The sequence below is a fragment of the Bradyrhizobium sp. NBAIM18 genome, from assembly GCF_020193825.1.
Taxonomy (GTDB): Bacteria; Pseudomonadota; Alphaproteobacteria; order Rhizobiales; family Xanthobacteraceae; genus Bradyrhizobium; species Bradyrhizobium yuanmingense.
Genome location: NZ_JADYVO010000006.1, coordinates 202,847 through 221,616, shown reverse-complemented (window position 1 = coordinate 221,616; position 18,770 = coordinate 202,847). Strand labels below are relative to the sequence as shown.

General features: G+C 65.4%; 17 protein-coding genes. 6 read left to right on the top strand and 11 right to left on the bottom strand.

What is annotated here, in order from left to right; genetic code table 11:
• The first annotated feature begins 1 nt into the window (after position 1).
• Positions 2-790 carry a 3-hydroxybutyrate dehydrogenase gene (locus I6F17_RS16170; protein WP_036036934.1) on the top strand — a complete coding sequence of 263 codons (789 nt, stop codon included), beginning with the start codon at positions 2-4 and terminating at the stop codon, positions 788-790.
• Between the two features lie 128 nt (positions 791-918).
• On the opposite strand, the gene I6F17_RS16165 is transcribed toward I6F17_RS16170, so the two are convergent.
• From I6F17_RS16165 to I6F17_RS16150, 4 genes are all read right to left on the bottom strand, one after another.
• Positions 919-1,128, bottom strand: coding sequence for a hypothetical protein (locus tag I6F17_RS16165; RefSeq protein ID WP_346769962.1), 210 nt, complete (start codon positions 1,126-1,128; stop codon positions 919-921).
• A gap of 112 nt (positions 1,129-1,240) precedes the next feature.
• Positions 1,241-1,477 (bottom strand): hypothetical protein, encoded by a 237-nt coding sequence (locus tag I6F17_RS16160; RefSeq protein ID WP_225127185.1) that lies wholly within the window; start codon positions 1,475-1,477, stop codon positions 1,241-1,243.
• 51 nt (positions 1,478-1,528) lie between these two features.
• Positions 1,529-2,887, bottom strand: a complete 1,359-nt coding sequence (locus I6F17_RS16155; RefSeq protein WP_225127188.1) for a flippase — start codon at positions 2,885-2,887, stop codon at positions 1,529-1,531.
• Positions 2,888-2,972: 85 nt separating this feature from the next.
• Complete coding sequence (locus tag I6F17_RS16150; protein ID WP_036036939.1) at positions 2,973-3,812, bottom strand: protein-disulfide reductase DsbD domain-containing protein; 840 nt, start codon at positions 3,810-3,812, stop codon at positions 2,973-2,975.
• A gap of 142 nt (positions 3,813-3,954) precedes the next feature.
• On the opposite strand from I6F17_RS16150, the gene I6F17_RS16145 reads away from it, so the two are divergent.
• Positions 3,955-4,599: a YqgE/AlgH family protein gene (locus I6F17_RS16145; protein WP_036021679.1), complete on the top strand. Its 645-nt coding sequence runs from the start codon at positions 3,955-3,957 to the stop codon at positions 4,597-4,599.
• A gap of 238 nt (positions 4,600-4,837) precedes the next feature.
• Here I6F17_RS16145 and I6F17_RS16140 read toward each other — a convergent pair whose 3' ends face one another.
• Together I6F17_RS16140 and I6F17_RS16135 are read right to left on the bottom strand one after the other, a co-directional pair.
• Positions 4,838-5,725, bottom strand: coding sequence for a TauD/TfdA family dioxygenase (locus tag I6F17_RS16140; RefSeq protein ID WP_035998242.1), 888 nt, complete (start codon positions 5,723-5,725; stop codon positions 4,838-4,840).
• A 95-nt stretch (positions 5,726-5,820) separates the two neighbouring features.
• The gene (locus tag I6F17_RS16135) at positions 5,821-6,600 is read right to left on the bottom strand and encodes an SDR family NAD(P)-dependent oxidoreductase (protein WP_225127190.1); all 780 of its coding nucleotides are present in this window, start codon (positions 6,598-6,600) and stop codon (positions 5,821-5,823) included.
• A 100-nt stretch (positions 6,601-6,700) separates the two neighbouring features.
• Here I6F17_RS16135 and I6F17_RS16130 point away from each other — a divergent pair, with 100 nt between their 5' ends.
• On the top strand, positions 6,701-7,438 hold the full coding sequence (locus I6F17_RS16130; protein WP_225127191.1) for an SDR family oxidoreductase: 738 nt from the start codon (positions 6,701-6,703) through the stop codon (positions 7,436-7,438).
• 64 nt (positions 7,439-7,502) lie between these two features.
• Positions 7,503-7,877, top strand: coding sequence for a CsbD family protein (locus tag I6F17_RS16125; protein WP_035998251.1), 375 nt, complete (start codon positions 7,503-7,505; stop codon positions 7,875-7,877).
• Positions 7,878-8,039: 162 nt separating this feature from the next.
• Here I6F17_RS16125 and I6F17_RS16120 read toward each other — a convergent pair whose 3' ends face one another.
• Entirely contained in the window at positions 8,040-9,749 is a 1,710-nt protein-coding gene (locus tag I6F17_RS16120) for a DUF459 domain-containing protein (RefSeq protein ID WP_225127193.1), read from the bottom strand.
• A 170-nt stretch (positions 9,750-9,919) separates the two neighbouring features.
• Positions 9,920-11,302, bottom strand: coding sequence for a lytic murein transglycosylase (locus I6F17_RS16115; RefSeq protein WP_225127308.1), 1,383 nt, complete (start codon positions 11,300-11,302; stop codon positions 9,920-9,922).
• 208 nt (positions 11,303-11,510) lie between these two features.
• Between I6F17_RS16115 and I6F17_RS16110 the strand changes: the two genes are divergently transcribed.
• Entirely contained in the window at positions 11,511-12,386 is an 876-nt protein-coding gene (locus I6F17_RS16110; protein WP_225127194.1) for a UTP--glucose-1-phosphate uridylyltransferase, read from the top strand.
• Between the two features lie 207 nt (positions 12,387-12,593).
• Here I6F17_RS16110 and I6F17_RS16105 read toward each other — a convergent pair whose 3' ends face one another.
• A complete protein-coding gene (locus I6F17_RS16105; RefSeq protein ID WP_225127197.1) occupies positions 12,594-14,090 on the bottom strand; it encodes a diguanylate cyclase in 1,497 nt (498 codons plus the stop codon).
• Positions 14,091-14,233: 143 nt separating this feature from the next.
• On the opposite strand from I6F17_RS16105, the gene I6F17_RS16100 reads away from it, so the two are divergent.
• The gene (locus tag I6F17_RS16100) at positions 14,234-14,497 is read left to right on the top strand and encodes a hypothetical protein (protein ID WP_036036962.1); all 264 of its coding nucleotides are present in this window, start codon (positions 14,234-14,236) and stop codon (positions 14,495-14,497) included.
• 232 nt (positions 14,498-14,729) lie between these two features.
• Here the strand turns inward: I6F17_RS16100 and I6F17_RS16095 are convergent, their stop codons facing one another.
• Both I6F17_RS16095 and I6F17_RS16090 read right to left on the bottom strand, forming a co-directional pair.
• Complete coding sequence (locus I6F17_RS16095; RefSeq protein WP_036036964.1) at positions 14,730-17,606, bottom strand: EAL domain-containing protein; 2,877 nt, start codon at positions 17,604-17,606, stop codon at positions 14,730-14,732.
• A gap of 153 nt (positions 17,607-17,759) precedes the next feature.
• The gene (locus I6F17_RS16090; protein WP_225127199.1) at positions 17,760-18,758 is read right to left on the bottom strand and encodes an NAD(P)H-quinone oxidoreductase; all 999 of its coding nucleotides are present in this window, start codon (positions 18,756-18,758) and stop codon (positions 17,760-17,762) included.
• Positions 18,759-18,770 lie beyond the last annotated feature (12 nt).

The window sequence follows — 18,770 nt, the reverse complement described above, 5'->3', positions numbered from 1 at the left end:
AATGGGTACTCTGTCAGGCAAGAACGCCGTCGTGACCGGATCGACCAGCGGCATCGGGCTCGCTTACGCACGCGCCTTCGCCGGCGCCGGTGCCAACGTCGTCATCAACGGTTTCGGCTCGCCGGAGGACATCGAGAAGGAACGCGCCAAGATCGAATCCGATTTCGGCGTCAAGGCGATCTACTCGCCCGCCGACATGACCAAGCCCGCCGAGATCGCCGGCATGATCGCGCTCGGCGAGAAGACGTTCGGCTCGGTCGACATCCTCGTCAACAATGCCGGCATCCAGTTCGTCTCGCCGATCGAGGAATTCCCGCCGGAGAAATGGGACCAGATCATCGCGATCAATCTGTCCTCGGCCTTCCACGCCATCCGCGCCGCAGTGCCCGGCATGAAGAAGAAGGGCTGGGGCCGCATCATCAACACGGCGTCGGCGCACTCGCTGGTGGCCTCGCCATTCAAGTCGGCCTACGTCTCGGCCAAGCACGGCATCGCCGGCCTTACCAAGACCGTGGCGCTGGAAGTCGCGACCCACAAGATCACCTGCAACTGCATCAGCCCCGGCTACGTCTGGACCCCGCTAGTCGAGAAGCAAATCCCCGACACGATGAAGGCGCGCAATCTGACGCGCGAGCAGGTCATCAACGACGTGCTGCTCGATGCGCAGCCGACCAAGGAGTTCGTCACCTCCGAGCAGGTCGCCGCGCTCGCCCTGTTCCTGTGCAGCGACGACGCCGCCCAGATCACCGGCACCAATCTCTCAATCGACGGCGGCTGGACCGCGGAGTAGGCGCACAGTGCTGTAGGGCGGGCAAAGGTGCGCCAGCGCCGTGCCCACCATTTTTCCGCTGTTCGCGACCAGCGTCAGCGGCACTGGGTGTCTCACCTCTTCCCGCGCCTACTGCGAACCAGCCGTTCTCAGGTCCGAGGCGAACCATATTGGCTTTCCGGCTCGTTCAGTCCGGCAAGGGGCCGCCGTGACGCGTGGCGGATATGGACGATATGAACGAACTCGCCGGTGACACGGTAAAATATCCGAAATGGATAGCGGACGACCGTTACCACGCGGACTTGGGAACGTTGTGTGACCCGTGGCGATGAGAAAGGCGCACGCCGGACGCGCTCGATAACATCCGCAAATCTTCGTCCGATGGCATCGGCGATCGCTGGGCTGCGTTGCTGGCATAATAGGCTGCAATGTCTTCGAGGTCAGCAAGCGCCTCTCGGGACCAGATGACCTTCATCCGCGCCTGAATTTCGCGAAGACTTCTGCGACCTCGGCATCCGTAGCGAACTCGCCGCGATCTATGGAGGCTAACGCAGCGTCGATACTTCGCAGCTCTTCCTGAGTCGCAACATACTCGCCGCCGAGCAGTTCGCTCTCGATTTCGCTGGCAATCGCAACCAGCTCGTTCTGGGCCTCTTCGGGCCAAGTCTGGGCACGTTCTAGAAGATCTCGCAGATCGCTTGCAACCATACCCGACTATATCAAGTGCCGAAGAGCTTTCCAATCATCTCAAGCTGATGGCTAACGTCCGAACGCCAGCACGTGCAGCCCGAGCCGCTGCCGCACGATCCAGAACAGCAGCACCGTCTCGAAGGTGAGGGAGATCGAGGTCGCGGCCGCCGCGCCATGGCCGCCGTAGCGCGGCACCAGCGCGATGCAGAGCACGAGGTTCATCACGAAGGCTAGCGCATAGGCGAGCGCGCAGATCTTCTGCTGGCCGAGCATGTTGAGCAGGCGCTCCACCGGACCGATCGCGGCGCGCACGACGAGGCCGATCGCGGCCACGAACATGATGTCGTAGCCGATCACGAATTGTGGTCCGAACAGCCAGAGCAGCGGCTTGCCGAGCGCGAGCAGCACGATGGTCGCGGCCAGCGACGGCCAGAACGTCCAGGTGATGGCATGCGCGACGTAGGCCGACAGGCGCGCCTTGTCGCCGCTGGCATTGTATTCGGCGAAGCGGTGTGCCGTCGTAGCTGACATCGCGTAGTGGATGAACGAGACCAGCGCCAGCGTCTTCACCACGGCGAAATAGACGCCGACCTCGTCCGAGGGACGGAATTGCTGCAGCACCAACACGTCGGTGTAGGACAGGAGCAGGTAGAAGCTCTCGACCAGCAGGATCGGCAGCGAGACGGCAAGCCAGCCCTTGACGTCATAGGCCTTCGGTCCCGGTGTGATGTGATCGGCGAGCTTGCGGTTCAGCACCACCATCTGCCCGGCCATCGCGATCCATACCGCGCAAAGGCTTGCGACCATCGCGGCGACGGCGCCGAGGTGATAGCCGAGCAGGAAGGCGAGCGCCGTGATGCCGATGATCAGCGCCTGGCGGATGATGAATTGCGGCATCAGGCCGAGTTGCATCCAGTCGTGCGAGCGCGCGATGCCGTCCTGGGTGTTGGCGACCACGAAAGCGGGCAGCGTCATGCAGCCGATATAGAGCGGCAGCACCTCGGCCGGATCGATCCAGGGCGACAGCAATTTGACGATGCCAGCAAGGCCGAGCGACGTCAGCGTGGACACGGCAAAGGTCAGCCAGCGGCTACCGGAGAGGAAGCCGCGCAACAACGCGTGTGCGCCGCTCGCGCGGTACTCCGGAATGATCTTTTGCGCGGAGGCGGAGATACCGAAATCCATCATGCTGCCGAGCAGCAGCACCCAGGTCCAGACATAGACATAGATGCCGTAATCGGACGTGCCCATCCAGCGCGCCAGCAGCACCTGCGAGACATAAGCAAGGCCCGCGCTGATGACGCGGATGATGAAGATGGTGCCGGCGAGCCGCCGCGTCAGCGACGCCTCGCTCGATCCGCCCGCGAGCTTGGCGCGCAGCTGCGCGACCAGCCCGGCCGGTCCGGTCGTTGCGGGTGGTGCGTCCATCACGGCCAATTCAAACAATCCCCAGGGCGACCTAGCGGCAGGCGAGGGATTAGCAACCATTCGTTAAGATTCGGTTGGGCGGACGCTAGTTCAAATTCGTGTTGAACTCGTACGCCTTCTCCGGCCCGACCAGCGTGAACTTCAGCGCGGCGCCCTCGGGCTTGGCACCCGGCGGCAATCCGTCGAGCTCGAACGAGAAGCGCACGACCCCGGGCGGGCTGGGCTGCACCGGCGCCGGAATCGGCAGCGCCCAATCGGGCGTCGGGCCTTCCACGAACAGATTGACGTTGCTTCTGTCCGGCGCCACCACATCGACCACTACGTTCTTGGGCCCGTCCCGCTTGACGTCGCGAATGGTGAGCGGATTGGGGTCGCCGATATTGGCGGGCTTCGGCACGGTGTCGAGCGCGGCACGCAAGTTCGCGTCCTCGGTCGAGGCGACGCTGTTGAAGCCGAGCTCGGCGCTGGCCTCTACGGGAATGCAGAGCTTCTCGCACACCGCGTAGTTGATCTCGGCCCTCAAGGTCACCGGCTTGTCTGCAGCCTTGGCGACGATGCGCAGGGGCAGCACGACTTGGTCGCGATAGCCGATGGAATGGCCGCCCGCGCCGTCGTCGAACTTCAGCGGCGCCGGCCACATCACCGTCACCGCCTCGACATTGTCGGACTTGGAGAAGTCGAACCGGGGTGGAACGCCGGAATCGCCGGGCGACCGCCAGTAGGTCTTCCAGCCGGGCTGCAGCTGGAAGGCGATACCGCCGAGCAGCACCGCGCCGCTGCGCGATCCCGCCAGGAGCCGCACCGCGGAATGTCCATCGCGCTGCCAAGGCGATGCGTCATCGGCACGGGCCGCGAGGGCCAACGACGACGCGAGCAGGGTTGTCGCGACGCCAATCGCCGCACGCAGGGGAACAATGCTGGACATGGCACGTCTTTACAGGGTCACCCAGGGCCAAACCATTGAATTGCTTGTGATGGATGCACTCGAATCAACTCGCCGCAAGCCTTGATTTGACAGCCGCCCGGCCCGACATCAGGATAGGAATTGAAACCGGAGTGCTCGAGCGATGGCTCCCACAGGCAAGAGGACGGGCGAAAGCACCCGCAGCTCGGGCGCCGCGCTGCCCAGTTCCGGCGGCTATCTCGACGGCCGGCTCCTGATCGCAATGCCCGTGATGGGCGATTCCCGCTTCGAGCGCTCGGTGATCTATCTTTGCGCCCATTCGGCGGAGGGGGCGATGGGCATCATCGTGAACCACCCCGCCGGCAGCATCGACTTCCCCGAGCTCTTGCAGCAGCTCGGCATCATCAAGAAGGGCGAGCACATCAAGCTGCCGGAGAATGCCGAAAGTATGAAGGTGCTGCGGGGCGGGCCGGTCGACACCGGGCGCGGCTTCGTGCTGCATTCCAGCGACTTCTACATCGAGAACGCCACGCTGCGGATCGATGACGGCGTCTGCCTGACCGCGACGGTCGACATTCTGCGCGCCATCGCCAACGGCTCCGGCCCCAAGCACGCCATCCTCGCGCTCGGCTATGCCGGCTGGGCGCCGGGCCAGCTCGAGACGGAGATCCAGAGCAACGGCTGGCTGCATTGCGACGCGGACGCGGATCTGATTTTCGGCGACGACGTCGACGACAAGTACAATCGTGCTTTGCAGAAGATCGGCATCGACCCCGGCATGCTCTCGAACGAGGCCGGGCACGCGTAGCTGGTGGTGTAACACTCTCAGCTGTCGTCCCGGACAAGCGCGCCTCAAGCGCGCGCAGATCCGGGACCCATACTCCCAGGGTGGAGTTTGAGGCACGCCGGTCACCACGAGTCTTCGCCAAACCACTCCCTGTGGTTATGGGGCCCGGATCGGCGCTTCGCGCCGGACAACGCTACGCGTTGCCCAGCGCTCCGCTTGTCCGGGACGACGACCGAATTTGTGGCTACTCCGACCCGGCCTACTCCGCCGCCTGCTGCTGCACCGTCGGCTCCGTCCCCGCCACCGTCGCGCGGCGCATGTCGCGGGGCTGGGACTGGTCGTAGCGGCGGACGCGGTGCATGGTCTGGCGGTTGTCCCACATCACGAGGTCATGCAGCTTCCATTTGTGCACGTAGACGAACTCGGGTTGCGTGGCGTGCTCGGTCAGATCGCGCAGCAATAGCCGCCCCTCGGGCATGCTCATGCCGACGACCTTGCCGGCATGCGATGACAGATACAGCGACTTGCGGCGATGCACGGGGTGCGTGCGCACCAGCCGTTGCAGCACCGGCTTGAACATCTCCTTCTCTTCGTCGGTGTATTCGGTGAAGCCGAGCGATCCCCGCGAATACATTAGCGAATGCTCGCAGACGAGATCCTCGATCTCCGCCTTGGTCTCATCGTCGAGCGCGTCATAGGCCGCGCGCATGTCGGCGAACTCGGTGTTGCCGCCCTTCGGGTTCACCACGCGCGCCGATAGCAGCGAGAATTTTGCGGGGATCGGACGGAACGAGCTGTCCGAGTGCCACAGGCAATTGCCGAGGTTGAACAGATTGGCGCGGCTGTCCTTGGGCAGCGGCTTGCCATCCTTGCCGAGGTTGGAGACGTCGTTCAGGCCTGAGGTGAGGCGGTGTTCATCCGCCTTGGTGATGTTGCCGCCGCGCGCCTCCTCGCGCTGACCGAAGTTCAGCGCGAATGCCATCTGCTGCTCGTCGGTGATGTCCTGATCGTGGAAGACGAGCACGGCGTACTTGTCCATGGCGGCCTCGATCTCGCGCGCCTGATCCGGCGTGAGCGGCTTGCGCAAGTCGAGGCCGGACACCTCGCCGACGAAATGTTTCTGAAGCTGCCGGATGGCGATGGTCATGGCGTTCCTCCCGCATCGACGAGCGGTTTGCCCGCTCTGTTTGGGAAAAAATGACTCCCGTATCCCGCGATGTCAACGCGCCGCGCGCATGGCTCTCACGCGTTCCGCGCCATCAGCCCGCCATCGACCGGGATCACCGCGCCGGTGAGGAACGACGCCGCCGGCAGGCACAGGCTCAGCGTCATGTGCGCGACCTCTTCGGGGTCGCCGTAACGGCCGAGCGCGGTGCGGCGCTTGGCGTAGATGGTCTTGTGCTCCTCCGGGATGCGATCGGTTATTCCCGTGCGGATCGGCCCTGGGCAGATGCAGTTGACGGTGATGCCTTCGCGGCCGAGCTCCACCGCCAGCGAGCGGGTGAGGCTGGCAACGCCGCCCTTCGCGGCCGAATAGGGGCTGTGCAATGCGGTGGCTCCGAGCGCCTCGGTCGAGGCGATGTTGACGATGCGGGGGCTCTTCGACTTGCGCAAATGCGGCAGCGCGGCGCGGATGATGCGCGGATGCGCCGTCAGCATCACGGCGATGCCCTTCGCCCAGGCGTCCTCATAGGTCTCGTCGTCGATCGCGACGCGCACGGAGATGCCGGCATTGTTGACCACGATGTCGAGGCCGCCGAAATGCGCGGCGACGTCGCCGACGACGCGCTTGATCTCGCCGCCGTCGGCGACGTCGAGCTTCCACGCCCTTGCCGCGCCACCGCTCGCCGCAATCTCTCTGGCGACGTCCTGCGCGCCTTGCTCGTCGAAATCCGTGACGGCGACGTTCGCACCTTCGTTTCCGAATACGCGCGCAGTGGCGCGCCCCATGCCGCTGGCTGCGCCAGTGACGAGCACGGTGAGCCCCTTCACGGACCGGCTGAGCTCCCTGACGTCGGACATGCTGTTCCCTCGCGCCGAGCTGGTTCTTGTTGTGATTGACAAGGCTGGCATCGATCCGCAGACAGGTCAAACAAGCAGAAAACAAAAGGGGAGGCCGACAATGGCAAACGAGCTCGATTTCTCAGGCAAGCAGGTGCTGGTGGTCGGCGGTTCCAGCGGCATCGGCAACGGCATCGCGCACGCCTTTCGCGCCAAGGGCGCAGCTGTTGCCGTCTGCGGCACGCGTGCTCGCGCAACGGAATATTCAGCCGACGAAGGCTCCGATCTCGAAGGTCTTGCTTACGCGCAGCTCGATGTCGGCAATTCCGGTGCGATCGAAGCATTCAAGCCGTCGTTCGACCGTCTCGACATCCTGGTGCTCGCGCAGGGCGCGGTGATCTACCGCCGCGGTGAATTCGAGATGGCGGGCTTCCGCAAGGTCGTCGAGATCAATCTGATGAGCCTGATGGCCTGCGCGACGCGCTTTCATTCCATGTTGCGGGACGCGAAGGGCGCGCTGATCATCGTGTCCTCGACCGCGGCCTATCATTCCACCATGGGCAATCCCGCCTACAATGCCTCGAAGACCGGTGCGGTCGGATTGACGCGCACGCTGGGCGAGGCTTGGGCCGAGGACGGCATCCGCGTCAACGGCATCGCGCCAGGGCTCGTCGACACTAAGATGACGAAGGTGACGACCGACAATCCGAAGCGGCTCGAAGGCGCGCTCGCCCGCATCCCGCTGCGGCGGTTGGGCACGCCGGCCGACATGGCGGGCGCGGCGCTGTTCCTGGCCTCGCCGCTGTCGTCCTACATCATCGGCCAGACGCTGGTCGTCGATGGCGGCCTGATTCTATAGGAGAGCCTAAGGAACCGCGCTGCGTCTGATCGGTTACTTCGGCTGACCCCCGAGGAGGATCATCATGGACACGGATCGGATTGTTGGATCGGCGAAGGAATATGCCGGACGCGCGGAAGGCGCGATCGGAGACATGGCAGGCGATGCCAAGACGCAGGCGTCGGGCAAGGCGCGGGAAGCCGCGGGCACGGTGCAGAATCTCTACGGCCAGGCCAAGGATGCCGTGCGCGACGCCACGGACACCGCCGCGGGCTATGCCAAGGACGCCTACGAGAACAGTGGTGAGACTTTCCGCGACGGCTCGAAGGCCATTGCGCAGAAGGTGCAGGACAATCCGCTCGGCGCGCTGCTGGTTGCCGGCGGCATCGGCTTCGCGCTGGCGCTGCTGATGTCGCGTCCCGCCCGCCGCCCGCCGTCACGCTGGCGCTATTACGGCTAGTTGCCGAACGCCTGTCACGCGTGCCCCGGCTCAGCGATGCAGCGTGAGACGCTGCATCGCTGAGCCGGGGCCATCTTTTCTGAATGCCGCACGAATTGGGTCTCGGCTCTGCGCCGTATCACCAGAAGGTGCTGCGTCGCGTCCGGGACACGAGATCTTACCTTACCGGAACATCTCGGCGGAACGGCCGACGTTAGCCGGCGGACGCGGGATCCCAGGATTGGGATTCGGATTGCGCGGCCCGGGCGGCGGCGCCATTTGGCGCGGCGGCGGGGGCTGCGGCGAGCCGAAGCCGAAGAAATCACGGAATGTGGGCGTTGCCTGGGCCGGCAGTTGCGGGGCGACCTGCGGCTTCTTCGGCGCGAGCTTTGGCGGTGCGATCGCGGCGGCCGCGCCCGATACGCCTTGAGCTGCCCCGCCCTCCGGCGTCGTTGCCGCCATCGGCGTATCGCCCTTGGCCTGCTCGCGGCCGACTTCCCGGCGCGGCCAGGCATAATCGTCGGCGCGGCCGGCCGGGGCTGCCAGCGGTTCACCCTTCACCATGGTCTTGGCGGCGAGCGCATCGACGGCGGCGGGACGCGTGCCCGGTCCGCCCAGCAATTGATCGGTCGAGATCGAGGCTGCAACCAGCGGCACGATCGGCCCGGCTAGCGGACGCGGCGCGGGCTTGCCCGGCTCGGCGCTGGTGTCGGGCGTCGCGGGCTCGCTCGGCAGCGCGATCGGGCCGGAGCGTCCGGCAAGCAGGCGCGTGATCTCGCGCTCGACATAATGCGCGAGCTTGCGCGCGCCGGCCTTGGTGAAATAGATGCCGTCGGAGCTGCGGAGCTGGCGGATCTGGCCTTCGAAGTCCGGGCCCTTCTGCAGGAAGCGGCCGGCTTCGTCGACGAAGCCGTCCCATACGTCGACATAGGTGATGCCGGCCTTGGCCGCGCCCTCACGGTACAGCGAGTCCAGGAACAGCGTGTCCGCGGTGCCCTTCGGTCCGCGGACCGCGGGCAGGCCGACCCAGAGCACCGGCACGCCCTTGGTTTTGAGGACGGCCGCGAGCTCCTCGATCTTCTTGCCGTAGAGCTCGACCCAGCGCTCGTCACGGAATTCGTAGAGGCCGTTCGGATTGCGCGCGGTCTTTTCCGGCGCGGCTGCCGGCGTGTCGGCATTGTCGGCGTCGTCCTGCGGCAGGTCGGCGTCGGCAGGCTTATCGTCCGGCTTGGCGGCGCTGTCGCCGGGCTTGGCGTCGCCGGGCTTGCCTTGCGGCTTTGCGCGCGCACCCTTGTCGTTCTTCTTATCTTTGTCCTTCTCCGCGGCCGGCTTGTCGGGTTTGTCGGCGGCCGGCTCGCGGATCGCGACGCGGTCGTTGAGGCCGAGCATGACGACGATCACGTCGGGCTTTTCGGTCTCGAGAATGCCCTTGGCCGCCGCGGCCCAGTCCGCGGGCTCGCCCTTTGGCTGGTACCTGATCAGGCCGGACGTGGTCTTGTGCTTGCGGATCACGCCCATGTCGGGCTGCTCGGCGTAGGCGTCTTCGAGGCCATAGGCGAGCCAGTCGGCCATGGCATCGCCGATCACCAGCACGTTCTTCTCAGGAATCGTGTCGCGCTTGGCCGGTGCCGGCGCACGCGAAAAATCCTGGCGCGGCGCCTGCGGCGGCGGCTGGAAGGGTGCGAAGAAGTCGCCGCCGAACCATCCGCCACCTCCGCCGCCCCGTGGTGGCGGTGGTGGGGCCGAACGCTGCGGCGGACCGCCGAAGCCGGGGAAGTTGAAGAACTGCGCCGAAGCGGGTGCCGCCACCGACACCAGGATCGCAAGCGCCGTCCCCAGCGCGATCAACGGGCCGGTCTCGGTCAGCGCCTTGAACAGGGACTTCTTCGACATGCGATCTCGGGCACGTGCAATGGGGGATCGAAGTTAGCTCAATATAATAACGGAATCAGGCGCCAAACGGGCAAATTCCATCGCAGATTCTTGTCCATAGACCGGGGAACACCAGTCCCGGTCAAGGCTATCGGCCAAAATCCCCCTTCAAGGTTACTTCAGGCGCGATTTTACCGCCCGCGCAGCCGGTCCAGCACGTCGGAGGAGGCAAAGCCATCGGCGGGGACCCCGATCGAGGCCTGGAAGTTGCGCAGGGCCTCCCTGGTCATGCCGCCGAATTGGCCGTCCGGGGTGCCCTTGTAGTAGCCGCGCTGAGCCAGCAGCTGCTGCAGCTCCAGCCGTTCGGTGCGGGACAGCTCGCGCTCCTGCCGCGGCCAGGGCTGCACGAAAGGCTGTCCCCCGCGCAGGCGGTCGGCGAAATGGCCGATCGCCAGCGCATAGGCTTCGGCCGGGTTGTACTTCATGATGACGCGGTAATTCTGCAGCATCAAAAAGCCCGGTCCCTGCGCGCCGGCGGGTGCCAGCAGGTAGGCCTTGTCCGCAGGATGCGGAAAGGCCTGGTTGTTCGGACGCTTGAGCCCGAGCTTCTCCCATTGCGCGATCGGCATCGCCTTGGCGCGGTCGGCCAGCATGTAGTTGAAGCCTTGCGGCACCACGACCTCGTAGCCCCAGGTCTGGCCGGGCTGCCAGCCGTCCTTCTTCAGATTGTTGGCGGTCGACGCGATCAGGTCGGTCGGATTGTCGACGACGTCGCGCCGGCCGTCGCCGTCGCCGTCCACCGCGAAGCGCTTGAACGCGGTCGGCATGAACTGGGTCGGGCCGAAGGCGCCGGCCCAGGAGCCGCGCAGTTGCTCCGGACGCAAATCGCCGCGGTTGAGGATCTCCAGCGCGGAGAGGAATTCGTCCTTGAAATAGGCTTGGCGGCGGCCGATGCAGGCGAGCGTCGCGGTCGACTGCAGCACGCTGCGATCGCCGATCTGCGTCGAGTAATTGGACTCGATGCCCCAGATCGAGGCGATGATGAAGCGGTCGACGCCGGTGGCTTTCTCAGTAGCGTCGAACTGCGCCTTGTATTTGGCGAGGACCTCGCGGCCCTTGGCGAGGCGGTTGTCGTTCACCAGAATGTCGAGATAGGTCCAGATCGACTTGGTGAATTCCGGCTGCGAATCCATGAGGTCCATGATGCGCAGGTCGGGCGAGAGTCCGGCGGTGAAGCGCTGAAAGTTCTCCTGCGTGACACCGCGCCGTGCGGCATCGGGCCACATCGCAGCGACGCAATTGTTGAAATTGCCGGCAGCCTCGCGGATCGCGGCGGCCGTCATCAAGGGATGGCCGGAGGCGCCGTCCTCGCCGCTCCACGGCAATGGACCCGTCGGCGCGCCGCTCGGGCCCGGCGAGGGCTGCGCCGGTGCCGGGTTCGATCCGGAGAAGATGCCGCCGAACAGGTTCGACAGGCCGTTCTGCGCCTGGGCGTGCGCGCCGGGCGGCAGCAGCAAAGCGGCCGCAACGACCGCGCCGCCAGCCCGTGTCGCCAGTCCTGCCATCGATTGCATCATGTTCCACCCGTCGGCCTGAAAAACCCGCCACAGGAGGCCTGGTTAGCGTTGCCAATAGCTTAACAAAGGTGAAATTTTGGTGGCGGCCTTTTTCTTAACTCCGTCGGGGCGAGGCCCCACATCCGCCTTTGTTGGCGGCTGCAAACAGGCTAGCAAGGATGCCATTGCTCCCGTCCCATGTGCCCCAAGGTATTCGATCGATCCCATGAAGATTCGCAAAGCCGTATTCCCCGTCGCCGGCCTCGGCACCCGCGTTCTGCCCGCCACCAAGGCGATGCCGAAGGAAATGCTGACCATCGTCGACAAGCCGCTGATCCAATACGTCTATGACGAGGCGAGGGAAGCCGGCATCGAGCACTTCGTCTTCGTCACCGGCCGCAACAAGGCTGTCATCGAGGATCATTTCGACCGGATGTTCGAGCTCGACGCGACGCTGGCCGCGCGCGGCAAGAAAGCCGAGCAGGACATCCTGGCGCAGAACCAGCCTGAAGCCGGCGCGGTCAGCTTCACCCGCCAGCAGGCGCCGCTCGGCCTCGGCCACGCGGTCTGGTGCGCGCGCGACATCATCGGCAACGAGCCGTTCGCGGTGGTGCTGCCGGATGAGCTCGTGCTCAACACGCCCGGCTGCCTGAAGCAGATGATCGAGATGGCGTCCTCGCTCGGCGAGAAATCCAATCTGATCGCGGTCGAGGCGGTGCCCGATCACCTGACCCATCAATACGGCATCTGCGGCGTCGGCAAGCGCAACGGCAAGATGTTCGAAGTCGATGGCATGGTCGAGAAGCCGGCCAAGGGCACCGCGCCCTCCAACCTTTCGATCACCGGCCGCTACATCCTGCAGCCCGAGATCTTCAAGATCCTGGAGACACAGGAGCGCGGCGCCGGCGGCGAGATCCAGCTCACCGACGCCATGATCGGCCTTGCCAAGACGCAGAAATTCTACGGCGTCGAATTCGAAGGCGAGCGCCATGATTGCGGCTCCAAGCCCGGCTTCCTGCGCGCCAACATCGCCTATGGCTTGAAGCGCCCGGAATTGCGCGACGGCCTGGTCGCGGAGATGAAGAAGTATCTGGGGCAGTAGCCGCCGCATATTCCGCTGTCGTCCCCGCGAAGGCGGGGACCCATACCGCGGAATCTATCGGTCGCGTTCGGTAGCAGTACCGGACGACGAATCTTTATCAAACTACTTCCTGTGGTTATGGGTCCCGGATCTGCGCTCCGCTTCGCTGCGCTTGTCCGGGACGACACCGATGGTTTGGCAAGTGTCGCGCCCTCACACGGAGAGCCCTCACGCCACCAGCGACAGCTGCGGCAGGCTCGCCACCACCGACTGGTTGCGCCCGCCGGCCTTGGCGGCGTAGAGCGCCTTGTCGGCGGCGGCAACCAGCATCGGCCAATCCATGCCGGCATCCGGGACCAGGCTGGCGATGCCGCAGGACACCGTCGACATCGCCTGCTCGTCGGACCAGCCCTGCACCTTGCGGCGGATCGTCTCCGCCACCTTGAAGGCGTCGGCGGCGGAGGTGTTCGGCAGCAGCACGGCGAATTCCTCGCCGCCATAGCGCGCCGCGCAATCGCCGGCGCGGCTCACCGAATCGGAAATGCAGATGGCGATGCCGACCAGCACCTGATCGCCGGCCTGATGGCCGAACGTGTCGTTGTAGGCCTTGAAGTGATCGGTATCGATCATGAGCAGCGCGATCGGCGCCTTCTGGCGCATGGCGCGCCGCCATTCGACGTCAATGACGGAATCGAATTTGCGGCGGTTTTTCAGGCCCGTGAGCGCGTCGGTCGTCGCCAACTCCTCGAGCTTGCGCTCGGCCTCGGCGCGCCGGCCGATCTCGCGCGCGAGCACGAGGGTCGATCCCAGCACGAACAGGATGAGCGCCAGCACCACGGTGCCGATGCGGAGCGCCTCCCTTTGCCAGAGTGCGAACACCGCGGCCAAAGGCTTGCCGGCGACCACGAACAGCGGACCATTGTTCCTGCTGCGGACATAGAGCCGCGGCGTCGCATCGACCGGGCCCTGTCCCGAATAGGCGGCGCCGACCCTGAGATTGTCGGCCTTCCAGTTCTGACGGTCGTTCAGGTTCGTGCCGATGATGTCGAGATCGAACGGCCGCCGCATGATGATGGTGCGGTCGCGCTTGAGCACAGTGATGGTGTCCTCAGGGTCGAGGTTGAGGCGATCGAACAGCTCGTGGAAATAGCTGAAGCGGATCGAGCCGGCGACGACGCCCATGAAGCCGCCGTCAGCGTCACTGATGCGCCGGCTCAGCACGATCGAGTAGGCGCCGCGAAACAGCATGGGACGGCTGATGAACAGCGCCGTGCCGGGATTATCCCGGTGGACCTTGAAGTAGTCCTCCTCGCTGCGGTCCTCGGGCAGGGGATCGAGCGTGGAGGCATCGATGGTCAGCCGGCCCTCGGCGTCGAACACCTGGATGGCGCCGAAATGCTTGGCGGTGGTCGCGTGGTCAAACAGGATCAGGTGACGGATCGTCTTTGAGACCGTCGCCAGCTCGGGCAGCAGCATGTTGCTGGCGACCGCCTTCAGCGACAAATCGTAGATCTCGACGTTGCGGCTGACGTCGGACTCGATCGTGGTCGCGAGGTTCTCCAGCGTCTGGCGGGCGAGTGCCTCCTCGCCGCGGCGCATGTCGAGCATGACGTTGACGCAAATGGCGGAAAAGCCGATCACCGTCACCACGGACGAGATGATCAGCAGCTTCGCTGAAATCCGCCACGGCCGGCGGGCCGCAACGTCGCGCCATCCAGAGAACATTGTTCGCTCCTGTCCATAGTGGATGCGCCCGAAAGCTTGCGTAGTGTTTAAGCCGCGACGGCGCTGCCGCAATGAGTTAAGAATCGGTTTATGCGGCTGACGGTTTTGAGCAGCCTGACTTCGCCCCTGACGAGAGGACGAGTGTGAACGACTACGACGCGTTGCGCGATTATCTGCTGCGGCAGAAGCAGGAGGAGCTCGTGCTGAGCTTTGAGCAGATCGAGGAGATCATCGGCGCGGCGCTGCCGCGCGCGGCCCAGCGTGCCTCATGGTGGGACAGCCTTCGCAGCCCCGACATCCAGATGCCGCAACGCGAAGCCTGCCTCGCCGCCGGCTTCGTGGCAACGCGCATGCCGGACGGCCAGAGCGTGCGGTTCAGGAAGAAGAAGGGTGAGCGGCGGCGATGATGTCGACGAGGCGCGCTTCTTTCCCTCTCCCCTTGTGGGAGAGGGTGGCTCGCCGCGAAGCAGCGAGAAGGGTGAGGTGTTCTCTCCGCGCGCCAGTCTCTCGCATCTGAACCTGCGGAACGAACCCCTCATCCGGCGCCATAGCCGAAGCTCCGCTTCGGCGTTCCTGAGAACGGCGGCCGAAGGCCGCCTATGCCACCTTCTCCCACAAGGGGGAGGGGAAGAAGAGAACTTAGCTCGCAGCTTCCAGCCGCACTTCCGTGAGCAGCCGCATCGCCGCGTCCGCGTCCATCGGCTCGCCGAAGGCAAAACCTTGCGCGAATTCGCAGCCCATCTGGTAGAGCTCGACCGCGTCGGAATCGGTTTCCGCGCCTTCGGCGACGACGTCCATGCCGAGGTCGTGCGCGAGCGCGATGATCGACTTCAGGATCACGGGGCGGGTGCCGCGGCTGGTGGTGCGCACGAACGACTGATCGATCTTGATGGTGTCGAACGGGAAGCGCTGCAGATAGGCCAGCGAGGAGTGGCCGGTGCCGAAATCGTCGAGCGACAGCCCGGTGCCGAGTTCGCGGATCCGGGTCAGCATCTGGGCCGCGTGCTCCGGATTCTCCATCACCAGCGATTCCGTCAGCTCGAGCTTGAGCGTGCCGCGCGCCACCGAGGAGCGCGACAGCACGGTGCGGACATCGTGGATTAAATCGTGGCGCAGCAGCTGCCGCGAGGAGACGTTGACGGAAGCGAAGATCGGCTCGCGCGAGCGCATCGCCCGCTGCCACACCGAAAGCTGCTTGGCGGTCTGGTCGAGCACGAACATGCCGAGGTCGACGATCAACCCGGTCTCTTCGGCGATGGTGATGAACTCCGACGGCGCCATGCGCCCGAGCTTCGGATGGTCCCAGCGCGCCAGGGCCTCGAAGCCGGCGATCGAGCGATCCTCCAGCCGCACGATCGGCTGGTACAGGATCGTGATCTCCTGGCGCTCGATGGCGCGGCGCAATTCGCTCTCCAGCGTCAGGCGGTCGGTCTTGCGCGCCCGCATCGCCGGCTTGTAGACGTCGATGCGGTCGCCGCCGATGCGCTTGGAGTGATACATCGCCAGCTCGGCGTCCTTGATGATCTCGTCCGTGAGCTGGGTTTGCGGATCGGACAGCGCGAGACCGATCGACGCCGTGAGGAAGATCTCGCGATCGTTGAAGGCGATCGGCGCGCGGATGGTCTTGCGGATGGTCTCGGCGAAAGCGGTGATGCGGGCCGGGTCCTGCTCCGACAGCAGGATCAGGCCGAATTGGTCGCCGGCCATCCGCGCCAGCGTGTCCTGCGGCTTCAGGATGCGGGTGAGACGGCGCGCCAGCGTGAGCAGGATGGAATCGCCGACCGCGATCCCGACGGAATCGTTGACCTGCTTGAAGCGGTCGAGGTCGATCACCATCAGCGTCGGCCGCAGCGTCGGCATGGTCTTGGCGAAATGCGCGACCGCGCCCAGCCGGTCCATGAACAGTTTTCGGTTGGGCAGGCCGGTGAGATTGTCATGCACGGAATCGTGCAGCAGGCGTTCTTCCGCGTTACGCAGCTCCGTGACGTCGGTGAGCGTGCCGACCACGCGCGAGACCTCGCCGTCCGAGCCGACCACCGGCCGCGCCTTGAGCGCGAACCACATGAAATGACCGTCCGGCGTGCGCAGACGGAAATCCTGCACCAGGCGGCCGCGGCGCTGGTCGAGCACGCTGTCGAGCGCGGCGCGGAAACGGTCCTGGTCGAGCGGATGCAGCACCTCTAGCCAGGACGCCGCCGGGCCTTCCAGCGTGCCGCGCTTCAGCCCGAGCAGGGCTTCGGTCTCCGGGCTGGTGAACACCTTGTCGGCGGAGACGTCCCAGTCCCAGATCAGGTCGCCGGAGCCGGCCAGCGCCAAAGCGCGCCGCTCGATATCGGAGACGACGCCCGTGCTGGCACCGCCGCCGGCAAAGGCGTGCTGCATCACCGTAAACCCGATCAGCATCACGATCAGCACGAGGCCGCCGAGCAGGGCCGGGCCGACGATGTCGTTGGTGACCGAGCCCGCCACCGTCATGCCAGCCGCGACCACCCAGACCACGAGGAGGAACCAGGTCGGGATCAAGAGCACGGCGCGGTCGAAGCCGTGAGTGGAGAGATAGACGATCAGCGCGAAACCGGCGAAGGCGATCAGCACCAGCGAGATGCGTGCGATGCCGGAAGCCACCGCCGGGTCGAACAGCGCGAGCGCCACCAGCGAGCCGAGGAACGCGAGCCAGCCGACCGTGATGTGCGAATAGCGCACGTGCCAGCGGCTGAGATTGAGATAGGCGAACAGGAACACCAGGAGTGTCGCCGCCAGGATCGCTTCGCCCGCCGCGCGCCAGATGCGCTCGGCGTTGTTCGACATGTCGAGCACCTTGCCCCAGAAGCCGAAATCGACGCCGATATAGACCAGCACCGCCCAGGCCAGCGCCGCCGCGGCCGGGAACATGATGCTGCCCTTGACCACGAACAGGATGGTCAGCACCAGCGCGAGCAACCCGGAGATGCCGATCACGATGCCCTGGTACAGCGTGAAGGAGTTGACCTTGTCCTTGTAGGCTTCCGGCTCCCACAGATAGAGCTGCGGCAGCTTGTCGGTGCGCAGTTCCGCGACGAAGGTGACGACGGCGCCGGGGTCGAGCGTGATGCGGAACACGTCCGCGGTGGCGCTTTCCTGCCGTTCCGGGCGGTCGCCGATCGAGGGCGTGATGGTCGCGATGCGCGACAGGCCGAGGTCGGGCCACAGCAATCCCGAGGAGACGATGCGGTAATGCGGAGCGACGATCAGGCGGTCGAGCTGGTCGTCGGTGTTGTTGGCGAGCGCGAACACCACCCAGTTCTGTCCGCCCTCGCGGGCGCGCACCTCGATGCGGCGGACGATGCCGTCGGTGCCGGGTGCGGTGGAGACCTGGATACGATCGGCATCGCTGCGCTGATGCTCGAGCACGCCGGTGAGGTCGATCGCGGGCGCGTCGCTACGGACGCTGACGGCGTCGAGCGCGCGCGCGGGATACGCGGCGACAAGAATCATGAGGCCCAGCGCGATGGGCGCGAGGCACCTGATCAGACGCAAGGTCAGTTCTCCGCGTTCGACGCAAACTCGTCAGTGCAAGGCAAATCTAGAAGGCGATTTCAGACCGGACCGATGCGGTTCGGTGCGTCGCGATAGATGCCACGAAAGCGAGGAAAATCAAAGGGTTTCCGGCTTGCCCTGTGGGCCAGCGGCCTAGGCCTCCAACACAATTTTGCCAATATGTGCGCTCGTTTCCATGCGCCGGTGGGCGTCTGCCGCCTTTTCCAGCGGGAAAGTGCTGTCCATCACCGGCTTGACGCGGCCTTCGCGCAAAAGCGGCATCACTTTCTGCTCGATCGCGGCCACCATCGCCGCCTTGTCCGCATTACTACGGGGACGCAAGGTCGAGCCGGTATGGGTCAGGCGCTTGACCATCACCTTGGCGATGTTGACGCTGATCTTGGGGCCATTGAGCGTCGCGATCTGGACGATGCGGCCGTCGACCGCGGCGGCATCATAGTTGCGGTCGACATAGTCGCCGGCGACCATGTCGAGGATCAGGTTGACACCAACGTTGTTGGTCTCTTCCTTGATCACGGCGACGAAGTCTTCGGTCTTGTAGTTGATGGCGCGGTCGGCCCCCAGCTTGAGGCAGGCGTCGATCTTGTCCTGCGATCCCACGGTCACGAACACTTTTGCGCCGAAGGCTTTGGCGAGCTGAATCGCCATGGTGCCGATGCCCGAGGAGCCGCCGTGGATCAGCAGCGTCTCGCCGGCCTTGAGGCCGCCGCGCTCGAATACGTTGTGCCAGACCGTCATCAGGGTTTCCGGCAGCGCGCCGGCTTCCTTCATCGACAGCGCCGGCGGCACACTCATCGCCTGGGCGTCCTGGGCGATGCAGTACTGAGCATAGCCGCCACCGGCGACCAGCGACATCACCTTGTCGCCGACCTTGTGCCGCTTGGCGTTGCTGCCGACCGCGACGACTTCGCCTGATATCTCGAGGCCGGGCAGGTCGCTGGCGCCGGGCGGCGGCGGATAGGCGCCGGAGCGCTGCGCCACGTCGGGCCGGTTGACGCCGGCAGCCATCACCTTGACCAGGATCTCGTCGGGACCGGGCTGCGGAACACTGCGTTGCTCCGGCACCAGCACCTCCGGCCCGCCGGGCTTGGAGATGGCGACCACGGTCATTTGCGCGGGCAGCTTGTCCATGATGTGTCCTTG